The sequence below is a fragment of the Streptomyces sp. NPDC002690 genome, assembly GCF_053592415.1.
Genome location: NZ_JBSFVR010000051.1, coordinates 1 through 14668 on the forward strand (window position 1 = coordinate 1; position 14668 = coordinate 14668).

General features: G+C 71.3%; 14 protein-coding genes. 10 read left to right on the top strand and 4 right to left on the bottom strand.

The window, feature by feature from the left end; all coding sequences use genetic code 11:
• Positions 1-329: 329 nt before the first annotated feature.
• From ACWD3D_RS09970 to ACWD3D_RS09980, 3 genes are all read left to right on the top strand, one after another.
• Positions 330-1592, top strand: a complete 1263-nt coding sequence (locus ACWD3D_RS09970; RefSeq protein ID WP_451460415.1) for a right-handed parallel beta-helix repeat-containing protein — start codon at positions 330-332, stop codon at positions 1590-1592.
• A gap of 336 nt (positions 1593-1928) precedes the next feature.
• Positions 1929-3200, top strand: a complete 1272-nt coding sequence (locus ACWD3D_RS09975; RefSeq protein WP_451460438.1) for an ammonium transporter — start codon at positions 1929-1931, stop codon at positions 3198-3200.
• Positions 3197-3535: a P-II family nitrogen regulator gene (locus tag ACWD3D_RS09980; RefSeq protein WP_451460416.1), complete on the top strand. Its 339-nt coding sequence runs from the start codon at positions 3197-3199 to the stop codon at positions 3533-3535. The genes ACWD3D_RS09975 and ACWD3D_RS09980 overlap by 4 nt, the downstream gene beginning before the upstream one ends.
• 28 nt (positions 3536-3563) lie before the next feature.
• Here ACWD3D_RS09980 and ACWD3D_RS09985 read toward each other — a convergent pair whose 3' ends face one another.
• From ACWD3D_RS09985 to ACWD3D_RS10000, 4 genes are all read right to left on the bottom strand, one after another.
• Positions 3564-4451, bottom strand: coding sequence for a class II fructose-bisphosphate aldolase (locus ACWD3D_RS09985; protein WP_451460417.1), 888 nt, complete (start codon positions 4449-4451; stop codon positions 3564-3566).
• A 109-nt stretch (positions 4452-4560) separates the two neighbouring features.
• A complete protein-coding gene (locus ACWD3D_RS09990; protein WP_451460418.1) occupies positions 4561-5478 on the bottom strand; it encodes a 1-phosphofructokinase family hexose kinase in 918 nt (305 codons plus the stop codon).
• Positions 5475-6455: an ROK family protein gene (locus ACWD3D_RS09995; RefSeq protein WP_451460419.1), complete on the bottom strand. Its 981-nt coding sequence runs from the start codon at positions 6453-6455 to the stop codon at positions 5475-5477. The genes ACWD3D_RS09990 and ACWD3D_RS09995 overlap by 4 nt, the downstream gene beginning before the upstream one ends.
• A gap of 5 nt (positions 6456-6460) precedes the next feature.
• A complete protein-coding gene (locus ACWD3D_RS10000; protein WP_451460420.1) occupies positions 6461-7345 on the bottom strand; it encodes an SIS domain-containing protein in 885 nt (294 codons plus the stop codon).
• A 399-nt stretch (positions 7346-7744) separates the two neighbouring features.
• Here ACWD3D_RS10000 and ACWD3D_RS10005 point away from each other — a divergent pair, with 399 nt between their 5' ends.
• From ACWD3D_RS10005 to ACWD3D_RS10035, 7 genes are all read left to right on the top strand, one after another.
• Positions 7745-8545 carry a DeoR/GlpR family DNA-binding transcription regulator gene (locus tag ACWD3D_RS10005; RefSeq protein WP_451460421.1) on the top strand — a complete coding sequence of 267 codons (801 nt, stop codon included), beginning with the start codon at positions 7745-7747 and terminating at the stop codon, positions 8543-8545.
• Between the two features lie 653 nt (positions 8546-9198).
• Positions 9199-10431: an ATP-binding protein gene (locus ACWD3D_RS10010; RefSeq protein ID WP_451460422.1), complete on the top strand. Its 1233-nt coding sequence runs from the start codon at positions 9199-9201 to the stop codon at positions 10429-10431.
• Complete coding sequence (locus ACWD3D_RS10015; protein ID WP_275493012.1) at positions 10428-10832, top strand: roadblock/LC7 domain-containing protein; 405 nt, start codon at positions 10428-10430, stop codon at positions 10830-10832. Before ACWD3D_RS10010 ends, ACWD3D_RS10015 begins: the two co-directional genes overlap by 4 nt.
• Positions 10829-11203, top strand: a complete 375-nt coding sequence (locus ACWD3D_RS10020; RefSeq protein WP_451460423.1) for a DUF742 domain-containing protein — start codon at positions 10829-10831, stop codon at positions 11201-11203. The genes ACWD3D_RS10015 and ACWD3D_RS10020 overlap by 4 nt, the downstream gene beginning before the upstream one ends.
• Complete coding sequence (locus ACWD3D_RS10025) at positions 11178-11768, top strand: GTP-binding protein (protein WP_451460424.1); 591 nt, start codon at positions 11178-11180, stop codon at positions 11766-11768. Before ACWD3D_RS10020 ends, ACWD3D_RS10025 begins: the two co-directional genes overlap by 26 nt.
• Positions 11769-11879: 111 nt before the next feature.
• Positions 11880-13268 (top strand): cytochrome P450, encoded by a 1389-nt coding sequence (locus ACWD3D_RS10030; protein WP_451460425.1) that lies wholly within the window; start codon positions 11880-11882, stop codon positions 13266-13268.
• A gap of 244 nt (positions 13269-13512) precedes the next feature.
• On the top strand, positions 13513-14658 hold the full coding sequence (locus tag ACWD3D_RS10035) for a cytochrome P450 (protein WP_451460439.1): 1146 nt from the start codon (positions 13513-13515) through the stop codon (positions 14656-14658).
• Positions 14659-14668 lie beyond the last annotated feature (10 nt).

A 14668-nucleotide genomic window follows, 5' to 3' on the forward strand; every position in this document is an offset into this window, starting at 1 on the left:
CGCGAGGATCCTCGCGCGGCCCGCTCCCGCTGCGCGTTCCGGCGGCGCGGCGGACATCATCCCGAGTTCACATGCATAAACGGTAATCATGTACACGTCCTTGACGTGTACATGGCATCCAATTACCGTCCATGGAAGGCAGCGGCTCCGCCTGAACCGACCCCCCACACCGCCAGGCCGGTTCACGGACGCGAACCCACGCTGCCACACGGCGGCACGGACAGAAAGAGCACCGCACCGCCGGCTCCAACCGGTTCATCCCAGATCCTCCCCCCACGGCCCCCACCGCGCGTCAGCCGCGGCGGGCCGGTCAGCCTGGAGACGAAACGATGCAATGGAAGCCCCTGATCGCAAGCGTCGGTGTGCTCGCCGGGACGGTGGTCGCCCTGTCCGGCACCACCGCCCAAGGCGCCACCTCCCCCACCGCCTTACCGCTCCCCGCGGGAGCGAGCAACACCGCAGGAGCGAGCAACACCGCGGGAGCGAGCAACACCGCCGCCCTCGTGGCCGGCGCGCTGTACGCGGCGCCGGGCGGCAGCGCCGGCGCGGCAGGCACGGAGTCGGCCCCCACGACCCTGGCCTCGGCCCTCTCCCGCGTGACCTCCGGCGGGACCATCTATCTGCGCGGCGGCACCTACGCGTCCGCCCAGACGATCACCATCCCGCAGGGTGACGACGGCACGGCGAGCGCCCTCACCACGCTCGCCGCCTATCCGGGCGAGTCCCCGGTGCTGAACTTCTCCGCGCAGGCCGAGGAAACGACCAACCGGGGCCTCGCTCTGAACGCCTCGTACTGGCACGTCAGCGGCATCACGGTCGAACACGCCGGCGACAACGGCATCTTCGTCGGCGGCAGCCACAACGTCATCGAGCACACCGTGACCCGCTTCAACCACGACTCGGGGCTCCAGCTCTCGCGGATCGCGTCCGACACCCCCGAGGACGAGTGGCCGTCCGACAACCTGATCCTGAGCTCGGAATCGCACGACAACGCCGACTCCGACGGTGAGGACGCCGACGGCTTCGCGGCGAAGCTGACCGTCGGCCCCGGGAACGTCTTCCGGTACGACGTGTCCCACCACAACATCGACGACGGCTGGGACCTCTACACGAAGACCGACACGGGCCCCATCGGCCCTGTGACCATCGAGGACTCGCTCTCGTACGGCAACGGCACCCTCAGCGACGGCACCGTGAACTCGAACGGCGACCGCAACGGGTACAAGCTCGGCGGCAACGACATCCCCGTCGCCCACGTGGTCCGGCGCAGCATCGCGTACGACAACGGCCACCACGGGTTCACCTACAACAGGAACCTCGGCAAGATCGCACTCTCCGACGACGTCAGCATCGACAACGCCGAGCGCAACTTCTCCTTCGACGGCGGCACTTCGGTGTTCCGCGGCAACACCTCCTGCCGCAGCGGCGACGGGTCGAACGACAAGACCGTGGGAGACGTGGACGGCTCGAACCAGTTCTGGTCCGGTACGAACGGCTCCCGGTGCTCCGCGTACAGCGGCGCCCTGGGCTGGTCCTTCGCCTCGGACGGCAGCCTCGTGGTGACCTTCGGCGGCAACCGGGTCACGCCGTAACGGGGCTCTCGTGAAGGCGCCGCGCCCCGTCTCCGCACGCCGTCGCCATGGCGGGGCCGGGACGGGGCGCGCTCGCGGACCCACCCGGCACCCGCCGACCACGCACCGCACACCGGCCGTTGTTGCTTCCGTCACCCTCGGGCAATGAAATGCGCCGGAAACTCGCGCGTGCTCCGTACGTAACGCGCGCCCGCGACTCTCTCCTTCGCCGGAACCCCACGCCGCCCCGAGGAGGGACCCCTCGTGACCCCCGTTCCCCCGACCGCGGCAGGTGTGGCAGGACTCGACACCGGCGACACCGCCTGGCTGCTCGCCGCGACCGCGCTCGTCCTGCTGATGACTCCGGGACTCGCCCTGTTCTACGGCGGCATGGTGCGCGCCAAGAGCGTGCTGAACATGCTGATGATGAGCTTCGTGGCGATCGCTCTGGTCACCGTCGTCTGGCTGACCGCGGGCTACTCGCTCGTCTTCGGCGACGACACCTTCGCGGGGCTCATCGGCGGGGTCGACCACGTGGGGCTCGCGGACATCGGACCCGGCGACCTGACGAACGGCGTGCCCACCCTGCTGTTCGCCACCTTCCATCTGACCTTCGCCATCCTGGCGGCGTCGTTGATCAGCGGGGCGGTGGCGGACCGCATGCGGTTCGCGGCGTGGGTGGCGTTCGTACCGGTCTGGGCCCTTGCCGTATACGTTCCGGTCGCGCACTGGGTCTGGGGGCCGGGTGGGTGGATCACGCGGTCGCTCGGTGCTCTGGACTTCGCCGGGGGCCTCGTGGTGGAGATCGCCTGCGGAGCCTCGGGCCTGGCGCTCGCGCTGGTGCTGGGGCCGCGCATCGGTTTCAAGAAGGAGGCCATGCGTCCGCACAACCTGCCGATGGTGATGTTGGGTGCCGGCCTGCTCTGGTTCGGATGGCTGGGCTTCAACGGCGGTTCGGCCCTGCACGCGGACGGCCTGGCGGCGGGCGCGGTCCTCAACACCCTCGTCGCGGGGTCCACCGGTCTGCTCGGCTGGCTCTTCGTCGAGCAGAAGCGCGACGGGCACCCGACCACCTTCGGCGCGGCGTCGGGAGCGGTCGCCGGGCTGGTGGCGATCACGCCCGCGTGCGGCACGGTCGGGGTGCTGGGCGGTGCGGGAATCGGCCTGGCGGCGGGCGTGGTGTGTTCGTACGCGGTGGCCTGGAAGTTCCGGTTCGACTTCGACGACTCCCTGGACGTGGTGGGGGTCCACTTCGTCGGGGGCGTCGTCGGCACCCTGCTCATCGGGCTGTTCGCCACGTCCACGATGACCGGGGGCCCGGAGGGCCTTCTCCACGGCGGGGGCCCTTCCCTGCTCCTGAAGCAGGCCGTGGCGGTGCTGGTGGTGGCCGCGTACACCTTCCTGGTGACGTACGGGATCGGCCGGGCGATCGACCGGCTGATGGGGCTGCGCGCCTCCAGTGACGACGAACTCACCGGCCTGGACCGGACGGTGCATGCGGAGAGCGCCTACGATCACGGCGTCCAGGGGGCCGCCTCACCGCAGGCGCACCACCCGGCCGCTCCCTCCGCCGCTCGTCCCGCCGATGCCTCCGCCGTTCACCAGAAGGACAGGAATCCGCCCTCATGAAGCTCATCACCGCGGTCGTGAAGCCGCACCGCCTCGACGAGGTGAAGACCGTGCTCCAAGCGCTCGGTGTGCAGGGCCTGACCGTCACCGAGGCCAGCGGTTACGGGCGTCAGCGCGGCCACACCGAGGTGTACCGGGGCGCCGAGTACCGCGTGGACCTGGTGCCCAAGATACGTATCGAGGTCCTCGTGGAGGACGCCGACGCGGACGCGGTCATCGACGCGGTCGTCCGCGCGGCCCGGACCGGCAAGGTCGGCGACGGCAAGGTCTGGGCGGTCCCGGTGGAGAGCGTCGTACGCGTCCGCACCGGCGAGCGGGGCCCGGACGCGCTGTGACCCCGCGACGCGCCGGGCGGGTTCCCGGTCAGTGTGCGGGAGCCTGTGCGACGACGGGGGCCGCGGCACCTTCGAGGACGCCGACGAAGGCCGCGACCGTGCGGCTCATCGCGGTACGGCCGAGACCGAGGTAGCCGCGCGGGTCCACGGCCCGGGGGTCGTCGGCGAGGTGGGCGCGCACCGCGCCGGTCATCGCGGTGTTCAGGGCCGTACCGATGTTGATCTTCGAGATGCCGCCGGTGACGGCCTGCCGCAGCTCCGCGTCGGGTACGCCCGAGGAGCCGTGGAGCACCAGCGGGAGATCCAGCGCCTCGCTCAGCCGTCCCAGCAGTCCGTGGTCGAGGCGTGCCGTGCGGGCGGTCATGGCGTGGGAGCTGCCGACCGCCACCGCGAGGGCGTCGACCCCGGTGGCCTCCACGTACGCGCGCGCCTCGTCCGGGTCCGTCCGCGCACCCGGGGCGTGGGCGTCCAGCGGCTCCTCGCCGTTCTTGCCGCCCACCTGACCGAGCTCCGCCTCCACCCACAACCCGTGCCGGTGTGCCCAGAGCACGGCGGCGCGGGTGGCCGCCACGTTCTCCTCGTACGGCAGCCGGGAGGCGTCGAACATCACCGAGCCGAACCCGCAGTCGGCGGCCTGGTGGAGCAGTGAGGTGCTGTGCACGTGGTCGAGGTGGAGCGCCACGCGAACCTCGGCCTGCCGGGCCGCTTCCGCCGCGGCGCGGGCCAGCGGTCCCGGACGGCCGTGGTGGAACTTCACCGCGTTCTCGCTGATCTGGAGGATGACCGGCGATCCCGCCCGCTCGGCGCCTTCGATGATCGCTTCGGCGTGTTCCAGAGTGATGACGTTGAAGGCCGCGACGGCGCGGTGCTCGGCGGCTGCGGTGGCAACCAGGTCGCCGGTGGCTGCGAGGGGCATGTGCGTGTCTCCGATACGGTGTCGAACGGGGAGTACGGCGGTTACGGCGGTTACGGCAGTTACGGCAGTTACGGCAGTTACGGCGGAACAGCGTGACGGCGAAGAGGGGTTACGGGCGCCCGGTCCGGGTGACCTCGACGCGGCCGGCGAGGTCGCGGTAGGTCTGCGGGTCGAACTCCCCCGCGCGCGGGGCCCGTACGGTCGCGGCGGAGAGCGCCACGGCGTCGGCGAGGAGGTCGGGCCAGGGCGTGCCGTCGGCGAGACCGGCCGCCAGCGCGGCGACCACGGAGTCCCCCGCGCCCGCCGTGTTTCCGGCGATCGGGCCAGGAGGCCGGGCCCGCCACACACCGTCCGGGGTGACGGCCAGCAGCCCGTCCGGTCCGAGCGAGGCGACGACGGCCTCCGCACCGGCGGTGATCAGGGCGGACGCGGCCCGTGCGGGGTCCTCGAAGCCGGTGGCCGAGCGGAGTTCGTCGGCGTTCGGCTTGACCACGGTGGGCCGTGCGGAGAGCCCGGCGGTCAGCACCGGCCCGTCCGCGTCGAGGATCACCGGTACGCCCCGGGCGCGGGCGAGCCGGATCAGCTCGGCGCAGGCGTCCTTCCGCAGCCCCGACGGCAGGCTGCCGGAGATCGTCAGCACCTGGGCCCGCGGGAGGAGTTCGCGTACGGCGGCCCGGACTGTCGCCCACTCGGCGGCGGTCACCTGTGGGCCGGGCTCGTTGAGCATGGTGGTGTCGGTTCCGTCCACGACCGCGACGGTGCGCCGGGTCTCCCCGCCGACCGCCACCGCCACATGGGGGAGGCGCCGCCCGCTCAGGTCGTCCCCGACCACGTCGCCGGTACGGCCGCCGAGCGGCAGGACCGCCGTGGTCGGGCGGCCCAGCGCGTGCAGGACCCGGGAGACGTTGACGCCCTTGCCACCGGCCTGGGCGTGGACCTCGGCCACCCGGTGCGAGGCGTACGGGCGGAAGCCGGGCACGGAGTAGGTGATGTCGAGGGCGGGGTTCGGGGTGAGTGTGACGATCACCGGCTCTTCCTCTCCGGCAGTTCTGCCGCCAGGAGGTCCGACGCGAGCAGCCCCGCGCCCAGGCAGCCCGCCCGGTCGCCCAGTTCCGCGCGGACGAGCGCCGGAACGCGCTGGACGGTGGCCCGTTCGGCCATCCGCTCCCGCAGCGGTACGAGCAACTGGTCACCGGACTCGGCGAGTCCACCCCCCACCACGATCAGCGGCGGGTCCAGCACCGCGCAGGCGACGAGCAGGACGTCGGCGAGGGCCGAGACCGCCTCGGCCCACACCGCCCGGGCCGCCGGGTCTCCGGCCACCGCCCGTCGCGCCACCTCCGCCGCGTCGGTCACCGCGCCCGAAGCGGCATCGGCGTGAGCCCCCGGCCCCGCCCCGTACCGCCGGGACACGGCCGCCGCCGACGCATAGCGCTCGGCGCAGCCCGCGCCACCGCAGGCGCAGCGTTCGCCGTCCGGACGGACCGCGATGTGGCCGATCTCCCCGGAGCGGTGGTGCGCGCCGGGAACGGCCCGTCCGGCGTGGATCAGGGCCGCGGCGATGCCGGTCCCGACCGGCACGAACAGGAAGTCGCGCTCCGCGCGCCCGGCACCGGCCCGGGCTTCGGCGACTCCTCCGGCCCGTACGTCGTGGCTCACCGCGACGGGCAGCCCGGTACGTTCCCCGACGAGCCGGCCGAAGGGGACGTCGTGCCAGCCGATGCTGGTCGAGTGCACGGCCGTACCGGCGGCTTCGTCGACGATGCCCGGGACGGCGAGCCCGACCGCCGAGGCCGGGCAACCGGCCTCGGACGCCTGGCGGCAGAGGTCGTCCACGAAGTCGAGCACCCGGCGCACCACCGATTCCGGGCCGCTCTCCCGCCCCGTGGGCTGCCAGAATTGTTCGCGTACCCGGCCCGTGGGGTCGAGCAGGGCCGCCTTGGTGCCCGTACCGCCGACGTCGACGGCTATCAGGTGCGGGTGGGCCCCCGCGGGCCGGCTCATCGTGGTCAGGCTTCCTGGAGGACCACCGAGCGCGTCAGGTGACGCGGCCGGTCGGGGTCGAGGCCGGCGGCGACCGCACGGGCGACGGCGAGCCGCTGGACGCGGATCAGGTCGGCCAGCGGGTCCAGACCGCTCTCCACCCACCGCGCTCCGGTGGCGCGCAGCTGCTCGGGGAGACCGGCGGGGGCGGTTCCGAACATCCAGGTCGCCGTGGTGTCCGTGGCGATGCTGATCGGACCGTGGCGGTACTCCATGGCCGGGTAGGACTCGGTCCAGGCCAGCGAGGCTTCCTTCATCTTCAGCGCGGCCTCGTTGGCGAGGCCCACGGTCCAGCCCCGTCCGAGGAAGGAGAGCTGGGTGGCGTCGACCAGGCCCTCGGGCAGCGGTTCGGCGAGGGCGGTCTCGGCGTCGGTCACCACGGCGTCGCTGTGCAGCCCCAGATGGGCGCGGAACAGGGTGAGCGCGGTGGTGGCGAACCGCGTCTGCACGACGGACTCCTCGTCCGCGAAGGCGAGTTCGAGGATGTCGTCGGAGACGGCCCGCACCTCGGCGCTGGGCACGGCCGTGACCACGACGGTACGCGTGGTGCCGTGCAGCCGGCCGAGGAGTTCCAGCACCTCCGTGGTGGTGCCGGAGCGGGTGAGGGCGACGACCCGGTCGTAGCGGCGTCCGAAGGGGAACTCCGAGGCGGCGAAGGCGTCGGACTCGCCCAGTCCGTTGCTCTCGCGCAGCACCGCGTAGGCCTGCGCCATGTAGTAGGAGGTGCCGCATCCCACCACGGCGATGCGTTCGCCGTGGGCGGGGAGGGCCTCGGCCCGCGTGGCCGCCAGCTCGGCGGCACGGCGCCAGCAGGCGGGCTGACTGGCGATCTCGGCTTCGACGAAGGTCACGGAGTGCGCTCCTGACTGAGGGACGGGCTGGGGTTCTTGCTGCTGGGGTTCTTGCTGCTGGGGTTCTTGCTGCTGGGGCACGTCCCGGGAGACCGACCCGGGCCACCGACCCGACTGCGCGAGCGGCCGACCGACCGACCGGCCGAACGACCGAACACCGGCCGACCGACCGGCCGAACGACCGAGGAACGGCCGACGAGGGAATGCCCGGCCTCGACCACCCCTCATGCTCGTTCCTGCAAGTTAGCCGCTCCAATCAAGCAATTTCAAGCATCCAGACCCCCTCTTCTTTCACCGTTCGAACATTTCCGCCGCTCGTGACAGGCTTGCGACTGTCCGGATTTCGCCCCAGGGGGAGCCCGGAGCCCCGTACGCCACACACATCCGAGGAGAGCGCCTGTGTCCAGGGACGCCCGGTGGAACGCCCTGCTGGAACTGCTCGCCGCGCGCGGCCGGGTGGACGTGGAGGAGGCCGCGGTGACGCTGGAGGTGTCGGCCGCGACCATCCGCCGGGATCTGGACCAGCTCGCCGAGCAGCAGATGCTCACCCGGACCCGGGGCGGCGCGGTCGCGCACGGGGTCTCCTACGAACTCCCCCTGCGGTACAAGACCGCGCGCCACGCCTCCCAGAAGCAGCGCATCGGCCGCGCCGCGGCGGATCTGGTGCCGGCCGGTGGGGTCGTGGGCCTGACCGGCGGGACGACGGTCACGGAGGTGGCGCGCGGCCTCTCGGTACGTACGAACAGCGGCGGCGACAGCGCGGCCGGCGGCAGCGGCCTGCCCGCGCTGACCGTGGTGACCAACGCTCTGAACATCGCGAACGAGCTGGTGATCCGGCCGCAGATCAAGACCGTGGTGACCGGCGGAGTCGCCCGCCCCCAGTCGTACGAGCTGACGGGACCGCTGGCGCGCGGGGTACTGGAGGAGATCACGCTCGACATCGCTGTACTGGGCGTCAACGCGATCGACGTACGGGACGGGGCGTACGTCCATCACGAGGGCGAGGCGGCCGTCAACCGACTGCTGGCCGAGCGGGCTCAGCGCGTGGTCGTGGCGGCGGACTCCTCGAAGATCGGCCGCCGGGCCTTCGCCCGGGTCTGCGAACTGCGCCGCATCGACGTGCTGGTGACCGACACCGACCTCGGCGACGAGGACGCGGAGGCGTTCCGCGAGGCGGGCGTGACCGTCATCGCCGTCTGAACCGGCCCCCCACCCTCATCCGCCGCTCAGAGCCGACCCCCGGCCCCCGGACCACCGCCCGAACCGGCCTCGCCCCACTCGGCCGCCCGAACCGGCCTCGCCCCACTCGACCGCCCGAACCGCCCCCTGCCCGGCGACCTTCACCCCCGGCCCGGAAACCGGCTCGCCCTCCCTGCGCGGAATCCACACACATCCCCCACAATCCCCACACCCCCCACCACTCCCGCGCGTCACCACCCCGCAGCACCACGTACGTCACCCCGCGGCCACGTCCCGTGCCCCCTACCGCACCCTCGCGTCCGCCTGCCCGCCACCGGACGCACGTGTCATCACCGCATCGTTCGCCGTCGCGAACGGACATCCCCCCGCACACGGCGCGCATATGACGGTGGATCATAAATGCGCACAATCGGTCGCGCTCGTGCAACTGACGTTCACGAATTCACACTTACTTATGTGACCCATGTAAGATCAACTGACTTCCAGTGGGCTGATGGCGTATAGGGGGCGCTCCGCAAGGGGTGACATCCTCGGCCCCGACTTCGGAGGGGCATTCCCTGCGTGGCGCGGTCCAGGGCTCGTTGAGCCAGGGGATACGGCAGGCACGGGGGCGCCAAGCCGTATCCGCAGCCATGGCACTTGAAGTGAGTCTCATGACATTTCCACAGGACGCTGTCCTCTGGGCACTGATGGTCGTAGCACTGGTCGCCGTTGGCGCCGTGCTGCGGGCTCGTAAAACCAATATCCGGCTGCGCAGGCAGACCTCCGAGCTCAGAACCGAGCGCGAGGGGCTGTGGCGGCAGCGCGACGAATGGCAGGCCGCTCAGACCGGCCTCCTGCACCGGCACGCCGCGGAGCTCTCGGACGTCCGCAAGGACGCCGAGGAGGAGACCAAGGCCGTCCTCAAGGCGGCCGTGCGTACCCTCCAGGGCCTCGCCGACCAGCAGCAGGTCGTCATCGAGAAGGCCCAGACGAAGTACGGCGACGACCCGCAGATCCTGGCCGACCTGATGGCGATCGACCACGCCAACAGCCAGTTCGGACGCCGGGCACAGGGCATCGCCGTGCTCTGCGGCGGCTGGCTCGGCCGCCGCGAGACCGTCGCCTCCGTCTTCGACGTGGCCCGCAGCGCCCAGGGCCGTATCCGGCACTTCGACCGGGTCCGGATCAACGGGCAGGTGAACTTCTCGGTGGTCAGCAAGGCCGTCGAGCCGGTCGCCGTGGTCCTCGCCGAGCTGATGGCCAACGCCACCAACTACTCCGCCCCCGGCACCCCGGTCGAGATCAACATCCAGGCCGTCCCCACGGGCGTCTGCCTCATCGTGGACGACGCCGGTCTCGGCATGGGCCAGGAGGAGAAGGACCGCGCCGGTGCCCTGCTCGACCCTCGCGCGGAGATCAGCGTCTCCAGCCTGGGCATTCCCCCTCAGTTCGGGTTCGCCGTCTCCGGCCTGCTGGCCGCCCGTTACGGGTTCAAGGTGTCGGTGGACTCCGTATCCCCCTACGGAGGTGTACGCGCGGTGGTTCTGCTCCCCGACGAGCTGCTGACCGGCGACGTACCGCCGAGCCCCGTACCGGTCACCCGCGAGACCTCGGCGCCTTCCGTGCCGTCGTTCGCCGGGCGCCCGGCCGCGAGCGCGCCGACCCCGCTGTTCCCCGACGCCGTACGGCACGAACCGGCCGCTCCCGCGACACCGCCGGCCACCACCGTCGGCGGGCTGCCCAAGCGCCGCCGCCAGAGCCCGGTCTCCGTACTTCCCACGGCGGCGACCGAACCGGCGCTCGTGCGCAGCAACGAAGAGACGGCCTCCCGGCTCGGCGCGTTCCAGCGGGGCACCCGGTCCGGACGCGACACGACGACGATGGAAGGACCCGAGAACCAGTGAATCCCGACCTGTCGTGGGTACTCGACGACGTGCTCCAGGTACCCGGCGCCCGACACGCGATCCTCGTGTCCGCCGACGGTCTGCTGCTCGCCAGTTCGGCCGACATCGGCCGTGACGACGCCGAGACCGTCGCCGCCGCCATGAGCTCGATGCAGTCGCTGAGCCGTGCCGTCGCGCCCTTCATCGGTACCCGGACGCCCGGCCAGTGGCGGCAGACGCTGCTGGAGTACGAGGACGGCTGGATCTTCCTCATAGCGGCGGGCAGCGGCGCGTACCTGGCCGCCGCGGCGGCGGCGGACGTGGACATGGAAGCGATGTCCTTCCGCATGCAGCAGCAGGTCGGAGCGGTCGGAAAGGCGATGACCACACCTCCTCGCCAGACGGCGGGAAGCGACGCATGACGGCCCGGGGCGAGGAAGAGGCCGTCTCCAGCGGATTCGTCCGCTCGTACGTCATCACCGGCGGGCGCGGTCTGCCCGACGCTGATGCACTCTCCCTCGTCACGCTCGTCACCATCGCCCCGGACCGGGAGATTCCGGCCCAGGCGGGTCCCGAGGTCCGGGCGATCTGGGACCTGTGTTCCGGCGGCTACCTCTCGGTGGCGGAGGTGGCCGGCCACCTCCAGCAACCCGTGGGAGTGGCCCGGCTGCTGCTCCAGGATTTAGCGGAACAAGGTCACCTGATCCGGCGCAAGGCCCCGCCGGCCGCCCAGCTCGTCGACCGGAAGATCCTCGAAGAGGTGTTGCATGGACTCCACGTCCGCTTCGGCTGAGAACATCTATGTGCCGGACGCGGTCCAGCGCGCGGCGAAGATCCTCGTCGTCGGACACTTCGCCGTGGGCAAGACGACGCTCATCGGCACGCTCTCCGAGATCACCCCGCTCCGGACCGAGGAGCGGATGACGCAGGCCGCCGCCCATCTGGACGACCTGCGGAGCGCTCCCGGCAAGGAGACCACGACGGTCGCGCTGGACTTCGGCCGTCTGACGCTCAGCGACGAACTGGTGCTGTACCTGTTCGGTACCCCCGGGCAGCAGCGTTTCGTCCAGCTCTGGGAGGACATGGCCCGCGGGTCGCTCGGCGCGCTGCTGCTGATCGACCCGGGCCGGCTGGCCGACACCTTCCCGGTGATCGACCTGGTCGAGCGGTACGGCCTGGAGTACGCGGTCGCCGTGAACAGCTTCGACCCGGCGACGCAGCACAGCGAGGACGAGCTGCGCGAGGCGCTCGACCTGCTGCCGGACACCCCGGTGATCCACTGCGACGCCCGTGACCAGAAGTCCTCCGCCAAGGCCCTGATCACGCTGGTGCAACACCTGCTCGCCCGCGTCGCCTAGGCGGGTGTCCGGCCATGCGCGTCGCATGGCCGGACACCCGCCCTGCCCGCCCCTTCAACGCTCCACCCCCCACGGGCCCGTTCCGGCCCGCCTTCACACCGAGGAAGAGACATGGACCCGTCGCCGGGAGCCAACCCGCAGGGCGCCCCCTCCGGGTGCCCGATGCACCAGGGGCGGCAGACGTCGCTCTACGGCCCGGAGTTCGCGGCCGATCCGCATCGCGTGTACGACGCGCTGCGCGCCCACGGGCCCGCCGCCCCGATCGAGCTGGCCCCCGGTGTGGAGGCCACTCTGGTGGTCCAGCACGAGGCGGCGCTCCGGGTCCTGCAGAACCCGTCGCTCTTCGCGCGGGACTCCCGGCGGTGGGTCGCGCTGCGCGAGGGGCAGGTTCCGCTCGACAGCCCGGTCCTGCCGATGATGGCGTACCGGCCCAACTGCCTCTTCACGGACGGCACCGAGCACCTCCGGCTGCGCAAGGCGGTCACCGAGAGCCTCGCCCGGCTGAACCCCAGCCGGCTGCGGCGGGACGTGGAGCGCATCGGGGACTACCTGGTCGACCAGTTCATCGAGCGGGGCAGCGCCGACCTGCTCGGCGACTACGCGAAGCTGCTCCCGCTGCTGCTCTTCAACCAGCTCTTCGGCTGCCCCGGCGACATCGGCGACCGGCTGACCCGTGACATGTCCGCCATCTTCGACGGTGAGGACGTGCTGCGCGCCAACGCCCGCCTGACGGAGTGCCTGATGGAGCTCGTCTCGCTCAAGCGGCGGCAGCCCGGCGAGGACATCACTTCCTGGCTCATCCAGCACGCGGCCGGTCTCAGCGACGAGGAACTGAAGGACCAGCTCGTCATGCTGATGGGCGCGGGCGTCGAGCCCGAGCGCAACCTGATAGCCAACGCCCTGCTCGCCATGCTGTCGGGCGACACGGGCCAGGGCGCCCACCGGGGAGGCGGACTCCTCGTCGAGGACGCCATCGACGGGGTGCTCTGGAACAACCCGCCGATCGCCAACTACGCGACCCACTTCCCGGTTCAGGACGTCGACCTGAACGGCATGATCCTTCCTGCGGGCACGCCCGTACTGATCAGCTTCGCCGCGGCCAACAGCGACCCGGACCTCAACGCCGCTCGCGAGACCATGGCCAAGGGCGCCCACCTCGCCTGGGGTGCCGGCCCGCACGTGTGCCCGGCGAAGTCCCCGGCCCAGTTGATCGCCCTCACCGCCATCGAGAAGGTGCTCAACTCCGTACCGGACATCGCCCTCGCGGTGCACCCGTCGGCCGTCGAATGGCGGCCGGGGCCTTTCCACCGCGCATTGGCCTCCCTGCCCGTGGTCTTCACTCCGACCGCGGCCCGTCACGGAATGACGCATCATCAGACCACTGTCGCCGCACGGGTTTCCGCCGAACCCTCTCAGGTGACGCCCCGTCACCACGCGGCCGAAACGACGAAGAAGAACAAGGGCTGGTGGAGTTCATTCCTCGACGTGTTCCGGGTATGAATTGACCATTCCTGAGGCATATCCCTGTGACATGACCAACAATGATCGGCGCATGGTCGGGATATGCCCACGGGTAGGTTCTGGGCGGTAACAAAGAGCCCAGGAATAGGAACTCTCCGTGACTGCGAGCAGCGGCATACACAGCCCCGTCGTCGACCGCCGGGCCTTGATCGCCCTTCTCCGAAAACTCAAATCACCGGAGGGGCAGGGGGATCCCTATCCCCTGCTGGCCGAATTGAGAGCCATGGGTGACGTGGTACCCGCCCCCTGGGGCGGGTACTTCGTCACCGGCTTCGATTCGGCGAACCAGGTGCTCAAGGGCCGCGGCTGGCTGGCCCCCGACTTCGCCTGGCAGGAACGCCAGGAGGACGCCGGACGCTGGGACGCCGTCGCCACCCAGGAGATGACCAAGACGCTGGCGCGCCTCAACGCCCCGGAGCACACCTGCCAGCGCCGCAGTCTCGGCAACCTCTTCGACCGTACGACGATCGAGCGGCTCACCCCGCAGGTCGAGGAGCACGCCCGCCAACTGCTCGACGACCTCGCCGCCGCGCTCGAAGGCGGCGACGAGGCCGACTTCGTCTCCCTGGTGAGCGACCGGCTCCCGATCTCCACCATCGGCGGCTGGCTCGGCATCCCCGCCGAGGACTACGACCACATCCTGGAGATCACCCACAACCAGGTGCATGCCCAGGAGTTGCTGCCGACCCGCAGCGAACTGGCCGTCTCCGCCGACGCCACCGCGCACCTGCGTAAGTACTTCACGCAGCTCGTCCAGGAGCGCCGCGATCAGCCCGCCCACGACGTCCTCACCGGCTGGATCCACACCTGGGACGCGATGGAACCGAACCGGGAGGCGGCGGACGAGATCCTCTACCGGCTCACCATGTTCGTCACCATCGCCTCTCTGGAAACCACCGCGACCCTCCTCTCCTCCCTGGTGTCGCTGCTGGCCGGCGACCCGGAGCGCTGGGCGGAGTTGCGCGCGCACCCCGAGCGGATCGACGACGCGCTGGAGGAGGTGCTCCGCTACGACCCTCCGATACACATCAACACCCGGGTCGCCGCCGCGGAGACCGAACTCGCGGGCGTCACGATCCCCAAGGACGCCATGGTCCACGTCATGTACGGGGCGGCCAACCACGACCCGCGCCGCAACGAGGACCCGGACACCTTCGACATCGGGCGCCGGGGCAACCACCTCACCTTCGGCGGTGGCGTCCACTACTGCCTGGGCGCGGCCCTCGCCCGGCTGGAGGCCCGCTCGCTCCTCGTCCAGCTCCTCGACCGCTTCCCGGATCTCCGGGTCACCACCCCTGCCACGTACGCCTCCCGGATGGTCTTCCGACGCGTGACCTCTCTCGGCGTTCACACCGGCGTGACGATATGAATGTGACGAT